The sequence below is a fragment of the Streptomyces noursei genome (assembly GCF_001646665.1).
GTDB classification, from domain to species: Bacteria; Actinomycetota; Actinomycetes; order Streptomycetales; family Streptomycetaceae; genus Streptomyces; species Streptomyces lavendulocolor.
The window spans coordinates 236,696-255,270 of the sequence record NZ_LWBU01000373.1; the positions used below are offsets into that span (position 1 = coordinate 236,696).

The following is an 18,575-nucleotide window of genomic DNA, read 5'->3' on the forward strand; positions in this document are numbered from 1 at the left end:
CCGATGGCCCGCACGACGAGAGGCAACCCGCTGCTGACGGCCGCGGCCGCGCTGGCCCTCCTCGCCGCCGGAGGCGCCGGCTGGGGCGGCTGGTCCTGGTACGCGGCGGCGCACGACGAGTCCGCGGCGTACGCCACCGCCCGCGACGAGGTGCTCGCCGCGGGCGAGCAGGCCGTGCAGAACATGAACACGCTCGACCACCGCGACCTGCGCCGCGGCCTGGACACCTGGCGGTCCTCCGCCACGGGCGAGCTGCTGGCCCAGCTCGACGACGGGCGCCCGCAGTTCGAGCGGCAGATCCGGCAGGCGCGGACGGTGACCTCGGCGAAGGTGCTGTCCGGCGCGGTCACCGAGCTGGACACCAGGGCGGGACGCGCGAGCGTGATGGTCGCGCTCCGGATCACGGTGACCCCGCCCGAGGGGAGACCGGCCGCCAAGGAGAGCCGGATGCTCGGCGAACTCACCCGCACCCCCGGGGGCTGGAAGCTCAGCGCCCTCGGCCAGGCACCGGTCGGCGACACCGCTGCCGCCGCCGACTGAAGGACCCCGGAGGACCGGCACCATGTCGACGACCCGTCACCTCATCAATCGCAGGCGCCGCCTGGCGACCGCGCAGGCACCCCGCACCACCGCACCGCCCCGGCACGCCGGACCACCCGACGGCCCCGCCCGCACCACCGGCACCGACAGAGCCGAAGACACCAGCACCACCAAAACCACCAGCACCACAAAGCGCACCGGCACGAAAAAGCGCACCGGCACTCCCAAGACCACCGACACCACCAACACCACCGGCACGGAGGACCGCACCGGACCCACCAGCACCGGTGCCACGTCACCGCCGCGGACCCGCCCGCGCCGCGGGCTGCCCGCCGCTCTGGGCGTCCTCACCGTCCTCCTGGGCGGTTTCGCCGCGTGGGCCACCGGGGAGGCGGCCGCCCTGCGCGACACACCGTCCGCCCGCAACGCCGCGCTCACCGACATGGCCCGCACCAGCGAGGTGAAGGGCCAGGTCACCAAGGCGGTCAACGAGCTGTTCTCGTACGACTACGCCGCCGCCGCGCCGGCCGACCGGGCCGTCCGCACCCACCTCACCGGCAAGGCCGTCGAGCAGCACCGCACGATGCTCGCCCCGGTCCGGTCCCGGGCGGCGCAGCAGAAACTCGTCCTCACCACCACCGTCACCCACAGCGGCGTCGAACTGATCGACGGCGACCGGGCACGGGTGCTGGTCTACGCGGACCAGAGCAACACCCGTACCGCGGCCAAGAAGGCGGAGACGACGTACGGCGCCGCGATGTTCGCGGTCGAGGCGGTACGCAAGGACGGCGCGTGGCGCATCGCGGTCATCGACACCCTGGGAGCGGGTTCATGAGGTCACGAGAACGGCCGAGGGCGCGCCGCGGGGTCACCGGGACCGCGGCGGCACTCGCCGCGATGGCCGCGCTGACCGCCTCGCAGGGGCCGGGCTCGGTACCGCCGCCGGCGCCGGCCGCGCGGGAACCGGCGGCGGGCGGCAGCGCCGGGACGGCCGTGCCCCGGCCGCCGGACGACGGCGTCTACCACACGGAACTGCCCCCGCTCGCGTCGACCGCGCCCGCCCGGCCGCCCGGAAAGCCCGGCGTGCCCCCGCCCGGCGGGGTGCTGGCGGCCGACCCGGTCACCGCCCACGCCGGCATACCCGCCACGGTCCTCGTGGCCTACCGGCGCGCCGAGGCGGCCGTGGCCCGTACGGATCCGGGGTGCCGGCTGCCGTGGCAGCTGCTCGCCGCCATCGGCAGGGTCGAGTCGGGCCAGGCGCGCGGGGGGCGCGTCGACGCGCGCGGCACCACGCTGGAGCCGATCCTCGGCCCGGTGCTCGACGGCCGGGGGTTCGCCCGCATCACGGACACCGACGGCGGCGCGTACGACGGTGACGCGGTGTTCGACCGGGCGGTGGGCCCCATGCAGTTCATCCCCTCGACGTGGGCCCGCTGGGGAGCGGACGGCAACGGCGACGGGCGCCGGGACCCCGGCAACGTCCACGACGCCGCCCTGGCCGCCGGTCACTACCTCTGCGCGGGGGACAGGACCCTCACCGTCAAGGCGGACCTGGACCGGGCGATCCTCGCCTACAACCATTCGGGCGCCTACCTGCGGACCGTCCTCGCCTGGCTGGCCTTCTACCAGCGCGGCGCGCACGCCGTGCCGGACACCACGGGCGTGCTCCCGGTGACCCCCGGCGCGGGTGGCGGCAGCGGCGGCGGCAGGGGAACGGAGCCGGGCCCGCGTCCCGGCCCGGGGGGCCAGGGCGGGGGCGGCGGGATCGTGGTGGGCCCCCAGCCCTCCGCCCGTCCGCCCGTCGTCCCCGGTCCGCCGACGCACCCGACCAGGCCCCCCGTCACACCGACGCCCTCCCCTGCACCGGCACCCACCCCGACTCCCACCCCGAAACCCACTCCGTCGCCGTCCCCCACCCCTTCGCCCACGCCCACCCCCACCCCTTCGCCGACGGACCCGTCCCCGGACCCGACCTGCCCGTCGCCGTCCCCCGACCCGGCCGGCACGCCCTCCCCGGACCCGTCCCCCGACCCCGGCACGTCCCCCGGGCAGGGCACCGCTCCGGCGCCCACCGGGGTCTCCGCGGGCGGAGGCTGCTCAGACCCCGCCCCCGCCGCCTGACAGCACCTCACCGAGGTCGTACGTGACGGGCTCCTCCAACTGCCCGTAGCCGCAGCTCTCCGGCGCACGGTCCGGCCGCCACCGGCGGAACTGGGCGGTGTGCCGGAAGCGGGTGCCCTCCATGTGGTCGTACCCGACCTCGCACACCAGCTCCGGCCGCAGGGCCACCCACGACAGGTCCTTCTTGCCGGTCCAGCGGCTGGGAGCACCGGGCAGCCGGGCGGTCTCGTGCGCGGTCTCGTCCGTCCAGGCGGCCCACGGGTGGTCGCCCGGCGACTCCAGCCGCAGCGGTTCCAGCTCCTCGACGAGTTCCGCGCGCCGCTTGGCGGTGAACGCGGCGCAGACACCGACGTGCTGGAGGGCGCCCCGGTCGTCGTAGAGGCCGAGGAGCAGCGATCCGACGACGGGGCCGCTCTTGTGGAAGCGGTAGCCGGCCACCACGACGTCGGCCGTCCGCTCGTGCTTGATCTTGTACATCAGCCGGGCGTCGGGCCGGTAGGGCAGGTCCAGCGGCTTGGCGATCACGCCGTCGAGCCCGGCGCCCTCGTACTGCTCGAACCAGTGGTGCGCCAGGTCGATGTCGGTGGTGGACGGCGCCAGGTGGACGGGGGCGTCGGCGCCGCGCAGGGCGTCCTCCAGCGCCGCCCTGCGCTCGACGAGGGGCGTGTCCATCAGGGACCGGTCGCCGAGGGCCAGCACGTCGAAGGCGATGAAGCGGGCGGGGGTGCGTTCGGAGAGCATCGTGACGCGGGAGGCGGCGGGGTGGATGCGTTCGGTGAGCCGGTCGAAGTCCAGCCGCCCCTCGTGGGCGATCACGATCTCGCCGTCGACGACGCAGCGCTCCGGGAGCCGTGGCGGCAGGCCGGCGACCAGTTCGGGGAAGTAGCGGGTCAGCGGCTTGCCGGTGCGGCTGCCGATCACCAGCTCGGGGCCGTCCCGGTGGACGACGGCGCGGAAGCCGTCCCATTTGGCCTCGTAGTGCATGCCGGGCGGGATCTTCTTCACGGACTTGGCCAGCATCGGCTTCACGGGGGGCATCACCGGCAGGTCCATGGCTCGATTCTGCCCGACCGCCGTGCGGTATGCCCGATATGCGAGGTCTATCCGGGCGCCCTACTGTGACGCCTATGGGAAACGCGGTGGAGCTGGAGGCCGGCGGGCGGACGGTACGTCTGTCCAACCCCGACAAGATCTACTTCCCCGAGCGCGGCTTCACGAAGCTGGACGTGGCGCGCTACTTCCTCGCCGTGGGCGAGGGCATCACCCGCGCGCTGCGCGACCGTCCGACGACACTGGAGCGCTTCGTCGACGGAGTCGACGGCGAGTCCTTCTTCCAGAAGCGCGCGCCCAAGAACCTCCCCGACTGGATCCCCACCGCCCACATCACCTTCCCCAGCGGCCGTTTCGCCGACGAGATCCGCCCCACCGAGATCGGCGCCGTCATCTGGGCCGCCAATCTCGGCACGCTCACCTTCCACCCCTGGCCCGTTCGCGGCGGCGACACCGACCACCCCGACGAGCTGCGCATCGACCTCGACCCGCAGCCCGGCACCGGTTTCGCCGAGGCGGTCACCGCCGCGCACGAGCTGCACGCCCTCCTCGACGAGCAGGGGCTGCGGGGCTGGCCCAAGACCTCCGGCGGCCGGGGCCTGCACGTGTTCGTGCCCATCGAGCCCCGCTGGGACTTCACCCGCGTCCGGCGCGCCGCCATCGCGGTCGGCCGCGAGCTGGAGCGGCGCATGGAGGGCCGGGTCACCACCGCCTGGTGGAAGGAGGAGCGAGGCGAGAAGATCTTCGTCGACTACAACCAGACGGCCCGCGACCGGACCATCGCCTCCGCCTACTCCATCCGCCCCAAGCCGCACGCCCCGGTCTCCGCCCCGCTGCGGTGGGACGAGCTGGACGACGTCGACCCCCGTGACTTCGACCTGGCGACCATGCCCGTGCGCTACGCCGACCACGGCGACGTCCACGCGGACATGGACGACCACGCCTTCTCGCTGGACGGCCTGCTGGAGCTGGCCGCCAAGGACGAGCGCGACCACGGCCTGGCGGACCTGCCGTACCCGCCGGACTACCCGAAGATGCCGGGGGAGCCCAAGCGGGTACAGCCGAGCCGCGCCAGGAAGACCGGCTAGCCGGTCACAGCTCCTTGATCCGGATGTCGCGGTAGGAGATGACGTCCGTCGTGCCGTGGACCTGGAGCCCGATGTGACCGGTGGCGTACCGCCGCCCGTCCGTGCCGGGGTCGCCGGCGCGCGGCGGGGAGAACTCCTGGCCGCCGTCGTTGTCGAACTCGTTGATCAGCACCCCGTTGCGGAACACCGTGTAGTGCTGGCCCTCCACCCGGATCTCGTAGTCGTTCCAGGTGCCCTTCGGCGTCACCCCGGCGCCGCCGAGGCCCACCCGGTCGAACCCGTAGACCGAGCCCGTCTTGTACATGTCCCCGTCCGGCCGGTCCAGGACCTGGACCTCGTGGCCGAACCTGATGGCGACCCACTCCGGCCGCGGCTCCTCCGGATGGTCGTGGACGTTCGGGAAGCGGACGAACACACCGGAGTTGGCGTTGCCGGTGCCCGGGGCGTCGTCGCGCCACTGGAGCTTCAGCGAGAAGTCCCCGTACCGCCGCTGCGGGAACCACAGCATGCCCATGCCCGGCACTGTGGTGCTGCTGGTCATCGAGCCGTCGCCGTTCAGGGAGAACTTCCCGCCGCCGACGTGCTGCCACTTGGCGAAGGTCTCCGCCGTACCGTCGAACAGCGTGCGGTAGCCGGTGGTCTGCCCGGGCCTGCCGATGCCGGACTCCCTGGCGGCCCGGTGGATCGTCCGGTGTTCACGGGCGTCGACGACCCCGTCGGCGAGCAGCCGGTCGAGGACCGCGTCCACGTGCTTGAGGAACAGCGCGTGCGACGACCAGTCCTTCTCGTCCTCGATCAGCTCGTTGACGGTGCACCGGCCGCGTGTCATCCGGTTCGGTACGCCGGTGTCCACCGTGCCGACGATGACGGTGAGCCGCTCGTCGTACTCGGGGCAGTTCGGCGCCGGCACGCCCCCGCTCTCCGCGACGTCGAAGCCCACCCGCCCGGCGGCCGAGGTGTTGCCCGCCTTGTCGGTGGCCCGGTGCAGCACCGTGTGGTGACCCACCCGGTCCACGACGACCGGCGCGGTGTACGCCAGGTACGGCCCGCCGTCCAGGGAGTACTCCACCTTCTCCACGCCCGAGCCGCCGGTGTCGGTCGCCGTGACCGTCACGGTGGCGCTGGTGATGAACGCGCCGTCGGAGTTCTTGCTGCCGGTCACCGTGGCCGTCGTCACCGGCGGGGTGGTGTCCTGGGCGGGCGGGGTGACGACCGTGAACTGCACCGACTTCTCCGCCGCCACGTTCCCGGCCCGGTCGGTGGCGCGGTAGCGGACGGTGTGCGTGCCCACCTGGTGGACCATCACCGGTGCGGTGTAGGTCTGCCAGGCGCCGCCGGTGCCGATCGCGTACTCGATGGTGTTGACGCCCGAGCCGGTGTCGGAGGCCGTGACGGTGACCGTCGCCATGTCCAGGTACTCGCCCTGCCCGTTCTTCTCGCCGCTGACGGTCGCCGAGGTGTCCGGCGGGGTCCTGTCGTCGGTGGGCGGGGCCACGACGGTGAAGTCCACCGTCTTCACGGCGGAGGTGTTGCCCGCCTTGTCGGTCGCCCGGTGGCGGACGGTGTGGCTGCCCACCTGGTGGACCATGACCGGGGCCGTGTACGCCTGCCAGGCCCCGGTGGGGCCCACCGCGTACTCGATCCGGTCCACGCCCGAGCCGCCGGTGTCGGTCGCCGACACCGTGACGGCGGCGTGGCCGATGTACGCGCCGTCGGCGTTCCGCTCGCCCTCGACCTTCGCGGCGGTCTCCGGCGCGGTGGTGTCCTCGCCGCCGCCCTCGTCCGTCACGGTGAGGATGCCCTGCATCGCGCCGTGACCGGGGATGGTGCAGTAGAAGCGGTAGCGGCCGGGTGTGAGGGTGACCTGGGCGGTGTGCCGGCCGCCCCGGTCGTCGTTGGGGTTGGCGAGGATGTTCAGCGGGACGTCGTTGTTGTACTCCGGGTCCGAGACGTCGAACGTCAGGGTGTGGGGCATCCCGGTGGTGTTCCCGGTGGCCGCGCTGTTCTCGAAGACGATCGTCGTCGCACCCGCCACGGCGGTGGACGGGAAGGTCAGGTAGCGGTCGATGGGGTCGCCGGCCGTCCAGGTGAGCACCTGCTCCGCCGGGGCCCGCGGTCCGTCGTCGGGCCGGCCGTACGCGGCGGTCGACGTCAGGCCGAGGGTCATCAGCAGGGAGGCGATCAGGGCCGTCCACAGCCGTGCGGAGTGGTGTCTCACCGCGCGCCCGCCTTCCTCGCGAGACCGTCGGCGGCGGGTGTCGGCCCGCCGCCCTTGTACGTCACGCGCCACAGCGCGGACCTGGAGTCGGAGGTGAAGAAACCGCGCCCGTAGTCCAGGACGTACAGCGAACCGTCCGGCGCGAACTTCCAGTCCATGAGATTCCGGATGCCGTTCGCCCCCACGGGGATGATCTTCTTCAGGGACTCGGCGTGCACGGGCAGGCCGCCCTTGCCGACCGTCCTCGGATCCATCAGCACGGCGTGCCGCGGCTGGTCCCCGTCGTAGAAGTCGCCGACGAACCACTTGCCGTCCCAGTACGCCGGCCACTTGACCGTGCTGCCGGAGGACGCGTCGTACCGGTAGACCGGCCCGTTCATGGTCGCCTGGCCGCCGCCCTTGAGCCAGGGCAGCAGCAGCTTCTGTTCCTCCGTGCGGTAGCTGGGCACGCCGTTCGCGTCGCGCGGGTAGTCGACGCCGCCGCCCTGCGGCGAGTACCAGATCGAGTTCGGCGTGACCGGCGGCAGGTTCACCAGACCGTCGTTGTTCGGCGACTCGTTCTTCGGCCGGGCGCAGTCGTACCAGCCGAGCGGCCGGCTCGGGTCGGGCAGATTGCGGTCCCGGTAGGGCTGGTTGTTGCCCATGCAGTACGGCCAGCCGTGGTTGCCCGGTCCGGTGATGGCGGCGAACGTGTCGTACTTCGCCGGGCCCCAGGTGGTGGACGGGGCGCCGGCGTCGGGCCCCACCCACCCCGCGTAGAGGATGTCGGTCCGCGGGTCGACGAAGATCCGGGCGGGGTTGCGCACGCCCATGACGTAGATCTCGCCCCGGGTCTTGCCGCCCCCCTCGTCCGGCTCCCTGCCGGTGAAGAGGTTGCCCTCCGGGACGGTGTACGTCCCGTCGTCCTCCGGGTGGATGCGGAGGATCTTGCCGTTGAGGTTGTTGGTGTTGCCCGAGGTGCGGCGGGCGTCGGCGAACGACAGGCCCTTGAAGGCGGGCTCCGGGTTGTTGCCCGAGTACCCCGAGCTGAAGCCGCTGGAGTTGTTGTCACCGGTGGCGATGTACAGGTTCTCCTTGGAGTCCCAGGCCATGCCGCCGCCCGCGTGGCAGCAGCTGTGGATCTGCACCGGCCATTTGAGCAGGACCTTCTCGCTCGCCAGGTCGAGCGTGTTCGTCGCGGGATCGAGGGTGAAGCGGGAGACGTACCGCTCCGCCGTGTGCCTGTCCCGGTCGATCCGCGCATGGGGCGTGTAGTGCAGGTACACCCATCCGTTGGTGAGGAAGTCCGGGTCCAGCTCGATGCCGAGGAGGCCCTCCTCGTTCTTCGTCAGCTCGTCGCCGCCGCCCTTGTTGCCGAAGACCGTCAGCTCGCCGGCGAGCTGCACCTTCCCCGTCCTCGGGTCGTAGACGTGGATCTCGCCCCTGCCCTTGCCGATGTCCGGGCTGTTCCAGTCCGTCACGACGGGCTTCGAGGAGTCCGCGCCGCCGCGCCCGATGTAGAGGACGCGGCCGTCGGGCGCGGCCACCAGGCCGTGCGGCTCGCCGATCTGGTCGTTGCGCCCCGGCTGGTTGGGCCGGGTCACGCGCTCCGCGGTGTAGTGGGCGTCGATCGTGGCCTTGCAGTCGGCGCGGGAGAGCCGGGTCGTCCAGAGCAGGGCGCCGCGCAGGTGGTCGCGGAAGTCGGTCTCGGCGAAGGAGTCGACCGTGCCGCCCATGCCCGTGTAGAAGGAGCGGCCACCGTCGTAGTCACGGCACCAGGACACCGGGTGGTCCCAGCCGTTGGCGCTCGGGCCCGGCGCGTACGTGCTCTCCCTGACGCGTGCGACCGTGTGCACGGTGCCCGACGGGTTGACCGTCCAGTTGAGCCATCTGTCCGGGCGCTTCCAGTTCAGCGGGAGCCGCTGGGTGGCCGGATGGAGCCGGTCCCCGACCTCGACGGTCGCGCGCTGCACGGCGGTGGGGCTGTTCGCGGCGGGCCGGGCGCCGACCAGACCGGTGAACCAGTCCGAGTACGGCTCGGTGCGCGCCGCGTCGTGGATGCCGAGGAAGCCGCCGCCGGCCTCCATGTACGCCTCCAGGCCCGCCTCCTGCTCCGGGTCGAGCACGTCACCGCCGCCGGTCAGGAACACGACCGCGTTGTACCGGCCCAGCCGGCGGCCGTCGGTGAAGACCGAGGCGTCGTCGGTGGCCTCGGTGCGGAACCGCTGGGCGGCCGGGCCCGACCCGCCGATCGACTCGACCGCCGCGATCCCGGCGTCGACCGTCGGCGACTCGGCCGTCGCCGAGGCGTGGAAGACCAGCACCCGCACATCGGCCCCACCGGGCGGGGACGGGACTGACAACGTTGTCCGTGCATGGGGGGCCGTCGTCCGTAACCGGGGGCCCGGCTCCCCGGGGTTGGGTCCGGCCGTGGCCGCCGTAGCGCTGAGCAGGGAGGCCGCCAGGGCGCCGGCGGCGAGCGCTGCCGCCGCTCCGCGGCGGGTTCTCGACCGGTGATGTGGTGCACGGTGCATGTGTTCACCCACCCCTCTGTGGTCACAGCGAACGACGACGAAGCTAGACCTCTTTCCGTGGCACGCCAATAGCGCGGTACCAATCCGGCGAACTTTGTCCTGGCTGTGGATGAACCGTGGTCCACCCGGTTACGGTGTGCCCGTCCGGGGGCGGCTCGCCCCGTCATCCTCCGTACCGCACCGGGAAGTTGGGCATGGACAGACGGAGCTTCAACCGGCGGCTCCTCGTGGGGGGAGCGGCCGCCGCGACCGGCGTGACATCGTTGTCCGTGGCCTCCGCGCCCGACGCCGTGTCGGCCGAGACCCCACCGCCCACCGCCCCGGCGGGTGGGCAGGTGCGCCATCTCAGGCTGTACGCCGAGAAGCTGGCGGACGGTCGGATGGGATACGGCCTGGAGAAGGGCAGGGCGACCGTCCCCGGCCCGCTCATCGAACTGAACGAAGGGGACACCCTCCACATCGAGTTCGAGAACACCATGGACGTACCCGCCAGCCTGCACGTCCACGGCGTGGACTACGACGTGGCGAGCGACGGCACGAGGATGAACCGCAGCCACGTGGAGCCCGGCGCCACCCGCACCTACACCTGGCGCACCCATGCCCCCGGCCGCCGCAAGGACGGCACCTGGCGCCCCGGCAGCGCGGGCTACTGGCACTACCACGACCACGTCGTGGGCACCGACCACGGCACGGGCGGCATCCGCAAGGGGCTCTACGGTCCGGTCGTGGTGCGCCGCAAGGGCGACATCCTGCCCGACAAGCAGTTCACCATCGTCTTCAACGACATGACGATCAACAACATGCCCGGACACCGGAGCCCCGACTTCCGTGCCACCGTGGGGGACCGGGTGGAGATCATCATGATCACGCACGGCGAGTACTACCACACGTTCCACATCCACGGTCACCGGTGGGCGGACAACCGCACCGGTCTGCTCACCGGCCCCGACGACCCCAGCAGGGTCGTCGACAACAAGATCACCGGCCCCGCCGACTCCTTCGGGTTCCAGATCATCGCGGGCGAGCACGTGGGCGCCGGGGCGTGGATGTACCACTGCCATGTGCAGAGCCACTCCGACATGGGCATGGCCGGGCTCCTCCTCGTGGCCAAGCCCGACGGAACGGTCCCCGGCCACGACCCGCACCACCCGGTGGCGCCCCCCGGCGGTACGCACGCCCACTGAGCGCCCGGCGGCGCGGGGCCGGGGGGGGCGGGCGCACGAGGGCGCGGCGCGGCGGGACCCCGCGTCGGTCATACGGGCGGGCGCCCTCATGATGCGGCGCGCCGGGGACGGCACCAGACTCGGCACCATGCTGACAACCCGGTACGTCACCGGCGCCCCGAACTGGCTCGACCTGGGCACACCCGACCTCCCGGGTGCCGAGTCCTTCTACGGCACCCTGTTCGGCTGGCGCTTCCGGTCCGCCGGCCCGGAGGCGGGCGGCTACGGCATGTTCCGGCTCGACGACAGGACCGTCGCCGGCGGCATGACCGTTCCTCCCGACCAGGCGCCGCCGGGCTGGATGGTCTACTTCCGGACGCCCGACGCCGACGCCACGGCGGCAGCGGTGCGGGAGAGCGGCGGAACCGTGCTGTTCGAACCGATGGACGTCTTCGACCTCGGCCGCATGGCGGTCTTCACCGACCCGGGCGGAGCCGGCTTCGCCGTCTGGCAGCCCGGCACCCTCCAGGGCCTGGAAGTGGTCAACGACCCCCACTCCCTCTGCTGGACCGAGCTGTACACGCACGACCCGGCCGCCTCCATGGCCTTCTACGGCGCGGTGCTCGGCATGGAGTCGTCCGCCGTCCCCTGGCCCGACGGAACCGGCACCTACATCCTCCTCAACCCGGCGGGCGGCGGTGACGACTCGACGTTCGGCGGTGTGGTGCCGCTCGCCGCCGAACCGGCCGAGGCGGACGAAGGGCCGTACTGGATGCCCTGCTTCGAGGTGCCCGACACCGACACGACGGCCGCCCGGGCCGAGCGGCTCGGCGGCACCGTCCGCCTGGCGCCGACCGAGATGGGCGGCGTGGGCCGCTTCGCCCGGCTCACCGACCCCTACGGCGCCCGTTTCGCCGTCGTCACCAGCACCCCGGCGGAACAGCCCTGACCCCGGCCGGGTACGGGCCGGCACGGTGACACCCCGGGCCGGCGCAACCCCTTGCCGATCACGCCGAGGAAGCCCATGCTTACGGAGCGAACGGAACGGCCCCCGAACACCGTGCCGTTGATCGTTCATTGACGCGCCGTTTATCGCGGCGGGGCAGCGTGTGCGGCATGCCGATCAACCACACCTCTTCCACCGCCGAACTCGCATGGCAGGAAAGCGCCCTGTGCGCCCAGACGGGCCCGGACTTCTTCTTCCCGGACCCGGGCTCCTCCACCCGTGAGGCCAAGCGCCTCTGCGCCGCCTGCGACGGTCGCGAGGCCTGCCTCGAGTACGCCCTCACCCATGACGAGCGCTTCGGCGTCTGGGGCGGGCTGTCCGAGAAGGAACGGTACGCGCTGCGGCGGCAGGGGCGCTGAGCCGCCGGAATATCCCGGTGCTCGCCCGCCCGGCCGCCACGTAGGATCACATGCGCATGGAGCAGCAGTTCAGCGCGGTGACGGAAGACGAGTTGGCCGAGTTCGGCCGCACGATGGGGCGGCTACGGGCCATGCCGCTGGAGGACCCCCTGCGGATGAGGGGCGAGGAACTGGCCGCCTCCTTCGCCCGCGAGAGCCGCAACAAGCGCCGCAAGGCCCGCCGCCGGGCCGTGTCCGAGGCGGACGCCCGGCTCAGCGCCGCGACCGCCACCGGGGCGCTCGACCGCCGTGAGGACGCGCCGCTGCCGGCGCGGCGGGGCAGCGTGGGGGAGTTCCTCAAGCCCCGCCACTGCTACGTCTGCAAAGGGCTCTACCGTCGGGCCGACGCGTTCTACCACCGTCTGTGCCCCGGCTGCGCCGCCGACAACACCGCGCGCCGCGCCCTCTCCACCGACCTCGGCGGGCGCCGCGTGCTGCTCACCGGAGGGCGCGTGAAGATAGGGTTCCAGCTGGCGCTCATGATGCTGCGCGACGGCGCCGAACTCCTCGTCACCAGCCGCTTCCCGCACGACACCCTGCGCCGCTTCCGCGCCGCCGAAGGCAGCGGGGAGTGGCTGGACCGGCTGACCGTCCTCGCCATCGACCTGCGCGACCCGCGCCAGGTGCTCGGCCTGTGCGAACGGCTCCTCGCCGACGGCCGGCCCCTCGACGTCCTGGTCAACAACGCCGCCCAGACGATACGCCGCCCGCCCGAGTCGTACGCGGCGCTGGCGGCGGGGGAGCGCGGCGAGCTGCCGCGCGGGGTCGTCGCGGCCCCGGGGTACGCCCCGGCCCTCCCCGCCGCGGGCGGCGGCGCCGGAGCCCTCGCCCTCGTACTCGACGGGGACGGCGACGCCGGCGTCACGACGGACGAGGCCGGGCTGCTGCCCGACCCCGCGCCGGACAACTCCTGGTCCGCCCGTCTCGGCCGGCTCGACCCCGCCGACCTGCTGGAGGCCCAGCTCGTCAACGCCGTCGCCCCCGCGCTGCTGTGCGACCGGCTGCTGCCGCTGCTGCTGGCGTCCCCGCGGCCGCGCCGCTACATCGTGAACGTCAGCGCGGTGGAGGGGCGGTTCGCCGTGCGCAACAAGACGGCCGGCCACCCGCACACCAACATGGCCAAGGCCGCCCTCAACATGCTGACCCGCACCAGCGCCGAGGAGCTCGCCCGGCAGGGCGTCCACATGTGCAGCGTCGACACCGGCTGGATCACCGACGAGAACCCGGCGCCCCGCAAGGCGAGGATCGCCGCCGCCGGCACCCGTACGCCGCTGGACGTCGTGGACGGCGCGGCCCGCGTCTACGACCCGATCGTGCGGGGCGAGGCGGGCGCACCGGTCACCGGGGTGTTCCTCAAGGACTACCGGCCGGCTGCGTGGTGATCCGGAAGGTCTCCCCGTACGTCTGCCAGGTCAGCGGCACCGCGAGGTCCATGTTCCCGTCCCGCAGGAACACCCGCTGGGCGGTGTCGATGCGGGACGTGTCGCGCTCCCGCTGGGTCTTCTGCGCCTGCATCACGGCCCGGCGCGCGTCGAGGAAGGCGTTGAGGTACGCCTTCTCGTCGCCGCCCTCGGCCGCGGTCTCGGCCTTCTTCATCGCCGCGGCGCGGATGCCGTAGAAGCCCTCCGGGTCCAGGCCCGGCCCGTGCAGCACCATCGCGTCGTAGTAGACGAACTGGCCGAGCGTGGACAGCCCGTCCATCTTGGCCAGCCGCACGGCCGGGTCGAAGTAGATGCGGTCGCGCGTCTCGTCCTGGGCCTTGCGGAAGGCCGGGTCCTCGGCGGCCTTCTTCCACGCGGCGGGGAAGCCGGGGTCGAGGCCCTCGTGCGAATCGGTGCCGTCGACCGCGCGCAGCGCCGGGAGGTAGGCGGCCAGCGGGTTGCCGGGGTTCTTCTTCGTGTAGTGCTCGACGAGCTGGAGCATGTCGTTGGTGCCGGAGCAGAAGCCGATGACACCGGCGGTGTAGCCGTTCCCGTCGCCGATGTCCTCGATGTCGTCGTACGCGCCGCGCCAGTCGAGGGTGGAGTTGTCCGCGCTGGCCACCAGCCGGGCGGCGATCTCCTTCTTGCCGGGCGCGGCGAGGCCGGGCGGCATCTTGGCGATGCGCGCCTCCAGGGCCTTCTGCTCGTCCGGCGTGCCCGCCTTGAGCGGGTTCCCCGAGGCGGACGCCTGCGGGGCGGGGCTGGCGTCGACGGCGTCGGCAGGGCGTACGGAACCGCCGCCTCCGCCGAACACGACGGCGGCGGCGACGGCTATCGGAGCGCCGATCAGGAAAAAGCGGGTCACAGGCTTCACGCGGCCCAGCGTACGACGCTGCCGCCGGCCACCCGTGAGCGCCCTGCGCCCCCGCCGCCGGGGCGCGACCGGCCCGGCGGCGGCTCGGTGCGTACCGCGGGTGCCGGCTCACCGGCCGAGTGCGGGCCACCGGCGGGGCGGGGACCCGGTGCGGGCCCGCCCGCGCGGCGACGGTTCACCGGTCCGGTGCGGGCCGCCGAGGTCACCGGCCCGGCGGCCGGTGGGGCCCTTTCCGGCTCAACGGCCAGAAGGGGACGGCACGGGCCGCGGGTGCCGGTTCACCGTCCAAGGGGGCCGGCGGGGCCAGCGGCGCGGCCACGGGCCACCGGCCCGCCGCGGCCCACCGGCACGGCGGGGCCTGCGCGTACCGCGGGTGCCGGCCCACCGGCCCACCAGCCCGCCGCGGCCCGCCGGCCCGGCGGTGCGGGTCAGCGGCCGCGGGCCGCCATGCGGGCCTTGCGTGCGGCGAGCTTCTCGTCGAACTTGCTCGCCTCCGAGTCCAGCCCGCCCATGTACAGGCCCAGCTCCTCCTGCGCCTTCAGGCCCTCCGGGCCCAGGCCCTCGATCTCCAGGACCTTCAGGAAGCGGAGCACCGGCTGCAGCACGTCGTCGTGGTGGATGCGCAGGTTGTAGATCTCGCCGATCGCCATCTGCGCGGCCGCCCGCTCGAAGCCCGGCATGCCGTGACCCGGCATGCGGAAGTTCACGACGACGTCGCGCACCGCCTGCATCGTCAGGTCCGGGGCCAGCTCGAAGGCCGCACCCAGCAGGTTCCGGTAGAAGACCATGTGCAGGTTCTCGTCGGTCGCGATGCGCGCCAGCATCCGGTCGCAGACCGGGTCGCCCGACTGGTGGCCGGTGTTCCGGTGCGAGATGCGGGTCGCCAGCTCCTGGAAGGCGACGTACGCCACCGAGTGCAGCATCGAGTGGCGGTTGTCCGATTCGAAGCCCTCGCTCATGTGGGACATCCGGAACTGCTCCAGCTTGTCCGGGTCCACCGCGCGGGAGGCGAGCAGGTAGTCGCGCATCACGATGCCGTGACGGCCCTCCTCGGCCGTCCAGCGGTGCACCCAGGTGCCCCACGCGCCGTCCCGCCCGAAGAGGCTGGCGATCTCGTGGTGGTAGCTGGGCAGGTTGTCCTCGGTCAGCAGGTTCACGACGAGCGCGATCCTGCCGATGTCGGTGACCTTGGACTGCTGCGGCTCCCAGGCCTCACCGTCGTCGAAGAGGCCCGGGAAGTTCCGGCCGTCCGACCACGGGACGTACTCGTGGGGCATCCAGTCCTTGACGACCTTGAGATGGCGGTTGAGCTCCTTCTCGACCACCTCCTCCAAGGCGTACAGCAGCCGGGCGTCGGTCCACGCTTCCGAACTGCCGAGGTGGGGAGAGGTGAGGGTCATACGGGTGCTCCTGGGGACGGGAGATACTTACGGCTTCGTAGGTTACGAGACCGTAGGTTAAGGGCCCCGTAAGCGAGAGCCAACCCCGGGGCCCTGAACGGAGGGTTACGTTCCGTTATGTGCCCAGGTGGCGGAGGCGTACCGAGAGGCAGGTCACGCAGCCCTCGAGCTTCTCGAACTCGCCGATGTCGACGACGACGGGCTCGTACCCGAGGTCCGCGAACAGCTCCGCCGATCTCGGCGCGCTCGCCGCCATGAGCAGCTTTCCCCCGCCCAGCAGCACCACGTGCGCACCCGCCTCTTCGGGCACCGGCAGGAAGCGCCCGAACAGCGAGGGCGTCTCCACCAGCGGCCCGTACCCGACGACCGTGCCGTCCGGGAGCGCCGTGACCGCCGATTTCAAGTGCAGCACCCTGCTCACCGGCACGGCGACGACCCGCGCCCCCAGCGGCTCGAAGGCCGCCCGCAGCTGCGCCACCCCCTCGGCGTTCGTGCGCCCGCCCCGCCCCACGTACACCGTGTCGCCGATCTTCAGCACGTCACCCCCGTCGAGCGTGCCCGGCTCCCGCACCCGGCCGACCGGGCAGCCCAGCCGGTCCACCGCCTCCGCCACCGCGGCCGTCTCGGGGCGGCGCGAGGGGGCGCCGGGCCGGCAGACCAGCGCCACGTTGCGGAACATCACCACCGTGTCCTCGACGAACACCCCGTCCGGGCACTCGTCGGCCGGCTCCACCTCCACGGTCTCCCAGCCGTGGGCGCGCAGCGCGCCGACGTACCGCTCCCATTGCGCGAGGGCCAGGGCGGGGTCGACGGGCGTGCGCTCCAGGTGGGTGACCAGGCCCTCGGCGAGGCGCGGACCCGGGCGGCGGACGAGGGCTTTCCTGCTGGGCACGGCGACCTCCGGAAGTCGGTGACCGCCCACCCCTACCCCGTCCGCCCCCCGTCATTCGGGGGCCGGGCCCCGGGCGGGTCGGCGGCCGCGCTCCCCGGCCGCCGTCCCCCCCCCCGGGCCGTCACCGGTCGGCCAGCACCTCGTCCGCCGTCGTGGGACGCAGCTCGCCGTCCTCCATCAGCAGCCACCGGGTGATGCCGATCGACTCCAGGAACGCCAGGTCGTGGCTGGCCACGATCAGCGCCCCCTCGTACGCGTCGAGCGCCGCGACCAGCTTCCGCACGCTCGCCATGTCGAGGTTGTTGGTCGGCTCGTCCAGCATCAGCAGCTGCGGTGCCGGCTCCGCGAGGAGCAGCGCGGCCAGCGCCGCCCGGAACCGCTCGCCGCCCGAGAGGGTCCCGGCCGGCTGGTCGGCCCGTGCGCCCCGGAACAGGAAGCGGGCGAGCCGCGCCCGGATCCGGTTGTTCGTGGCCTCGGGCGCGTACCGGGCGACGTTCTCCACCACGCTCAGCCCGTCGTCGAGGACGTCGAGCCGCTGCGGCAGGAAGCGCAGCGGTACGTGCGCCTCCACCACCCCGGCCACCGGCGGCAGTTCACCGGCGACGGTCCGCAGCAGCGTCGTCTTTCCGGCGCCGTTGCGCCCGACCAGCGCCACCCGCTCCGGCCCGCGCAGCTCCCACTCCCCGCCGACCCGTCCCCCGTACCGCAGTTCCAGGTCGCGCAGGAGCAGTACGTCCCGGCCCGGCGGAACGGTCGTGTACGGCAGTTCGACGCGGATCTCGTCGTCGTCCCGCACCGCCTCCACCGCCTCGTCGAGCCGCTCCCTCGCCTCGGCGAGCTTCTGGGCGTGCATGGTGCGGTGCTTTCCGGCCGACTCCTGCGCCGCCCGTTTGCGCGCACCCATCACGATCTTCGGCTCGCGTTTGCTCTCGTACATCTTCTGGCCGTACCGCTTGCGCCGCGCCAGTTTCACCTGGGCGTCGGCCAGTTCGCGCTTCTGCCGCTGCACGTCGGCCTCGGCGACCCGCACCATGCGCTCGGCCGCGTCCTGTTCGGCGGCGAGCGCCTCCTCGTACGCCGAGTAGGCCCCGCCGTACCAGGTGACTTCGCCGTCCCGGAGGTCGGCGATCTGGTCCACCAGCTCCAGCAGTTCGCGGTCGTGACTGACCACCACCAGGACTCCGGACCACGCCGAGACGGCCGCGTACAGCCGGCGGCGGGCGTGCAGGTCGAGGTTGTTGGTCGGCTCGTCGAGCAGCAGGACCTCGGGCCTCGCCAGCAGCAGCGCGGCCAGCCGCAGCAGCACGCACTCGCCGCCCGACACCTCGCCGATGGTGCGGTCCAGGCCGATGTGGCCGAGCCCGAGCTGGTCGAGCGTGGCGCGTGCCCGTTCCTCGACGTCCCAGTCGTCGCCGATCACCGTAAAGTGCTCCTCGCTCGCGTCACCGCCCTCGATGGCGTGCAGCGCGGCGCGGGTGGCGGCGATGCCGAGGGCCTGTTCCACCCGGAGCGCGGTGTCGAGGGTGGCGTTCTGCGGCAGGTAGCCCAGTTCACCCGCCGTGCGGACGGTGCCCCCGGTGGGGGTGAGTTCTCCCGCGACCAGCTTCAGCAGGGTGGACTTGCCGGAGCCGTTGAGGCCGATCAGACCGGTCCTGCCCGGACCGACCGCGAGCTGGAAGCCGTCCAGCACCTCGGTGCCGTCCGGCCACGAGAACGACAGGTCGGTGCAGGTGATGAACGTGGGGAAGGTAGAAGACATACGGGTCTCCCGGTTGCGTGAGGAAAAGGGGCAACGGGTGAGACACCGGGACGGCTCGGGGCCGAGGTCGCACACGGCGGGGCGCACAGCGCCGGAACGCGGCTGTGCGACACGGTGTCTCGAGACCTCAGA

At 73.0% G+C, this 18,575-nt stretch carries 15 protein-coding genes; 8 read left to right on the plus strand and 7 right to left on the minus strand.

Annotated elements, in window-relative coordinates:
• The first annotated feature begins 3 nt into the window (after positions 1-3).
• The 3 genes from A4V12_RS29175 to A4V12_RS29185 are packed head-to-tail and all read left to right on the plus strand — an operon-like array spanning position 4 to position 2,661.
• Positions 4-540, plus strand: coding sequence for a hypothetical protein (locus A4V12_RS29175; RefSeq protein WP_064072426.1), 537 nt, complete (start codon positions 4-6; stop codon positions 538-540).
• 22 nt (positions 541-562) lie between these two features.
• Positions 563-1,375 carry a nuclear transport factor 2 family protein gene (locus tag A4V12_RS29180; protein WP_064072427.1) on the plus strand — a complete coding sequence of 271 codons (813 nt, stop codon included), beginning with the start codon at positions 563-565 and terminating at the stop codon, positions 1,373-1,375.
• A complete protein-coding gene (locus A4V12_RS29185) occupies positions 1,372-2,661 on the plus strand; it encodes a lytic transglycosylase domain-containing protein (RefSeq protein WP_064072428.1) in 1,290 nt (429 codons plus the stop codon). The genes A4V12_RS29180 and A4V12_RS29185 overlap by 4 nt, the downstream gene beginning before the upstream one ends.
• Here A4V12_RS29185 and A4V12_RS29190 read toward each other — a convergent pair.
• On the minus strand, positions 2,638-3,714 hold the full coding sequence (locus tag A4V12_RS29190) for an ATP-dependent DNA ligase (protein WP_064072429.1): 1,077 nt from the start codon (positions 3,712-3,714) through the stop codon (positions 2,638-2,640). The genes A4V12_RS29185 and A4V12_RS29190 overlap by 24 nt on opposite strands.
• A gap of 74 nt (positions 3,715-3,788) precedes the next feature.
• On the opposite strand from A4V12_RS29190, the gene ligD reads away from it, so the two are divergent.
• The gene (ligD, locus tag A4V12_RS29195) at positions 3,789-4,799 is read left to right on the plus strand and encodes a non-homologous end-joining DNA ligase (RefSeq protein ID WP_199831410.1); all 1,011 of its coding nucleotides are present in this window, start codon (positions 3,789-3,791) and stop codon (positions 4,797-4,799) included.
• A 4-nt stretch (positions 4,800-4,803) separates the two neighbouring features.
• Here the strand turns inward: ligD and A4V12_RS29200 are convergent, their stop codons facing one another.
• On the minus strand, positions 4,804-6,966 hold the full coding sequence (locus A4V12_RS29200; RefSeq protein ID WP_079137433.1) for an OmpL47-type beta-barrel domain-containing protein: 2,163 nt from the start codon (positions 6,964-6,966) through the stop codon (positions 4,804-4,806).
• Between the two features lie 47 nt (positions 6,967-7,013).
• The gene (locus tag A4V12_RS29205; protein WP_064072430.1) at positions 7,014-9,530 is read right to left on the minus strand and encodes a ThuA domain-containing protein; all 2,517 of its coding nucleotides are present in this window, start codon (positions 9,528-9,530) and stop codon (positions 7,014-7,016) included.
• A gap of 194 nt (positions 9,531-9,724) precedes the next feature.
• On the opposite strand from A4V12_RS29205, the gene A4V12_RS29210 reads away from it, so the two are divergent.
• From A4V12_RS29210 to A4V12_RS29225, 4 genes are all read left to right on the plus strand, one after another.
• Positions 9,725-10,714: a multicopper oxidase domain-containing protein gene (locus A4V12_RS29210; protein WP_064072431.1), complete on the plus strand. Its 990-nt coding sequence runs from the start codon at positions 9,725-9,727 to the stop codon at positions 10,712-10,714.
• Between the two features lie 127 nt (positions 10,715-10,841).
• Positions 10,842-11,642, plus strand: coding sequence for a VOC family protein (locus A4V12_RS29215; RefSeq protein WP_064072494.1), 801 nt, complete (start codon positions 10,842-10,844; stop codon positions 11,640-11,642).
• 167 nt (positions 11,643-11,809) lie between these two features.
• Positions 11,810-12,058, plus strand: a complete 249-nt coding sequence (locus A4V12_RS29220) for a WhiB family transcriptional regulator (protein WP_064072432.1) — start codon at positions 11,810-11,812, stop codon at positions 12,056-12,058.
• Positions 12,059-12,114: 56 nt separating this feature from the next.
• A complete protein-coding gene (locus A4V12_RS29225) occupies positions 12,115-13,479 on the plus strand; it encodes an SDR family NAD(P)-dependent oxidoreductase (protein ID WP_064072433.1) in 1,365 nt (454 codons plus the stop codon).
• On the opposite strand, the gene A4V12_RS29230 is transcribed toward A4V12_RS29225, so the two are convergent.
• From A4V12_RS29230 to A4V12_RS29245, 4 genes are all read right to left on the minus strand, one after another.
• The gene (locus A4V12_RS29230) at positions 13,451-14,383 is read right to left on the minus strand and encodes a chitosanase (RefSeq protein WP_064072434.1); all 933 of its coding nucleotides are present in this window, start codon (positions 14,381-14,383) and stop codon (positions 13,451-13,453) included. The two genes, A4V12_RS29225 and A4V12_RS29230, sit on opposite strands and share 29 nt — an antisense overlap.
• A 437-nt stretch (positions 14,384-14,820) precedes the next feature.
• Entirely contained in the window at positions 14,821-15,792 is a 972-nt protein-coding gene (locus tag A4V12_RS29235; RefSeq protein ID WP_064072435.1) for an acyl-ACP desaturase, read from the minus strand.
• 115 nt (positions 15,793-15,907) lie between these two features.
• Positions 15,908-16,684 (minus strand): dimethylargininase, encoded by a 777-nt coding sequence (gene ddaH / locus A4V12_RS29240; protein ID WP_064072436.1) that lies wholly within the window; start codon positions 16,682-16,684, stop codon positions 15,908-15,910.
• A gap of 121 nt (positions 16,685-16,805) precedes the next feature.
• On the minus strand, positions 16,806-18,443 hold the full coding sequence (locus A4V12_RS29245) for an ABC-F family ATP-binding cassette domain-containing protein (protein ID WP_199831411.1): 1,638 nt from the start codon (positions 18,441-18,443) through the stop codon (positions 16,806-16,808).
• Positions 18,444-18,575 lie beyond the last annotated feature (132 nt).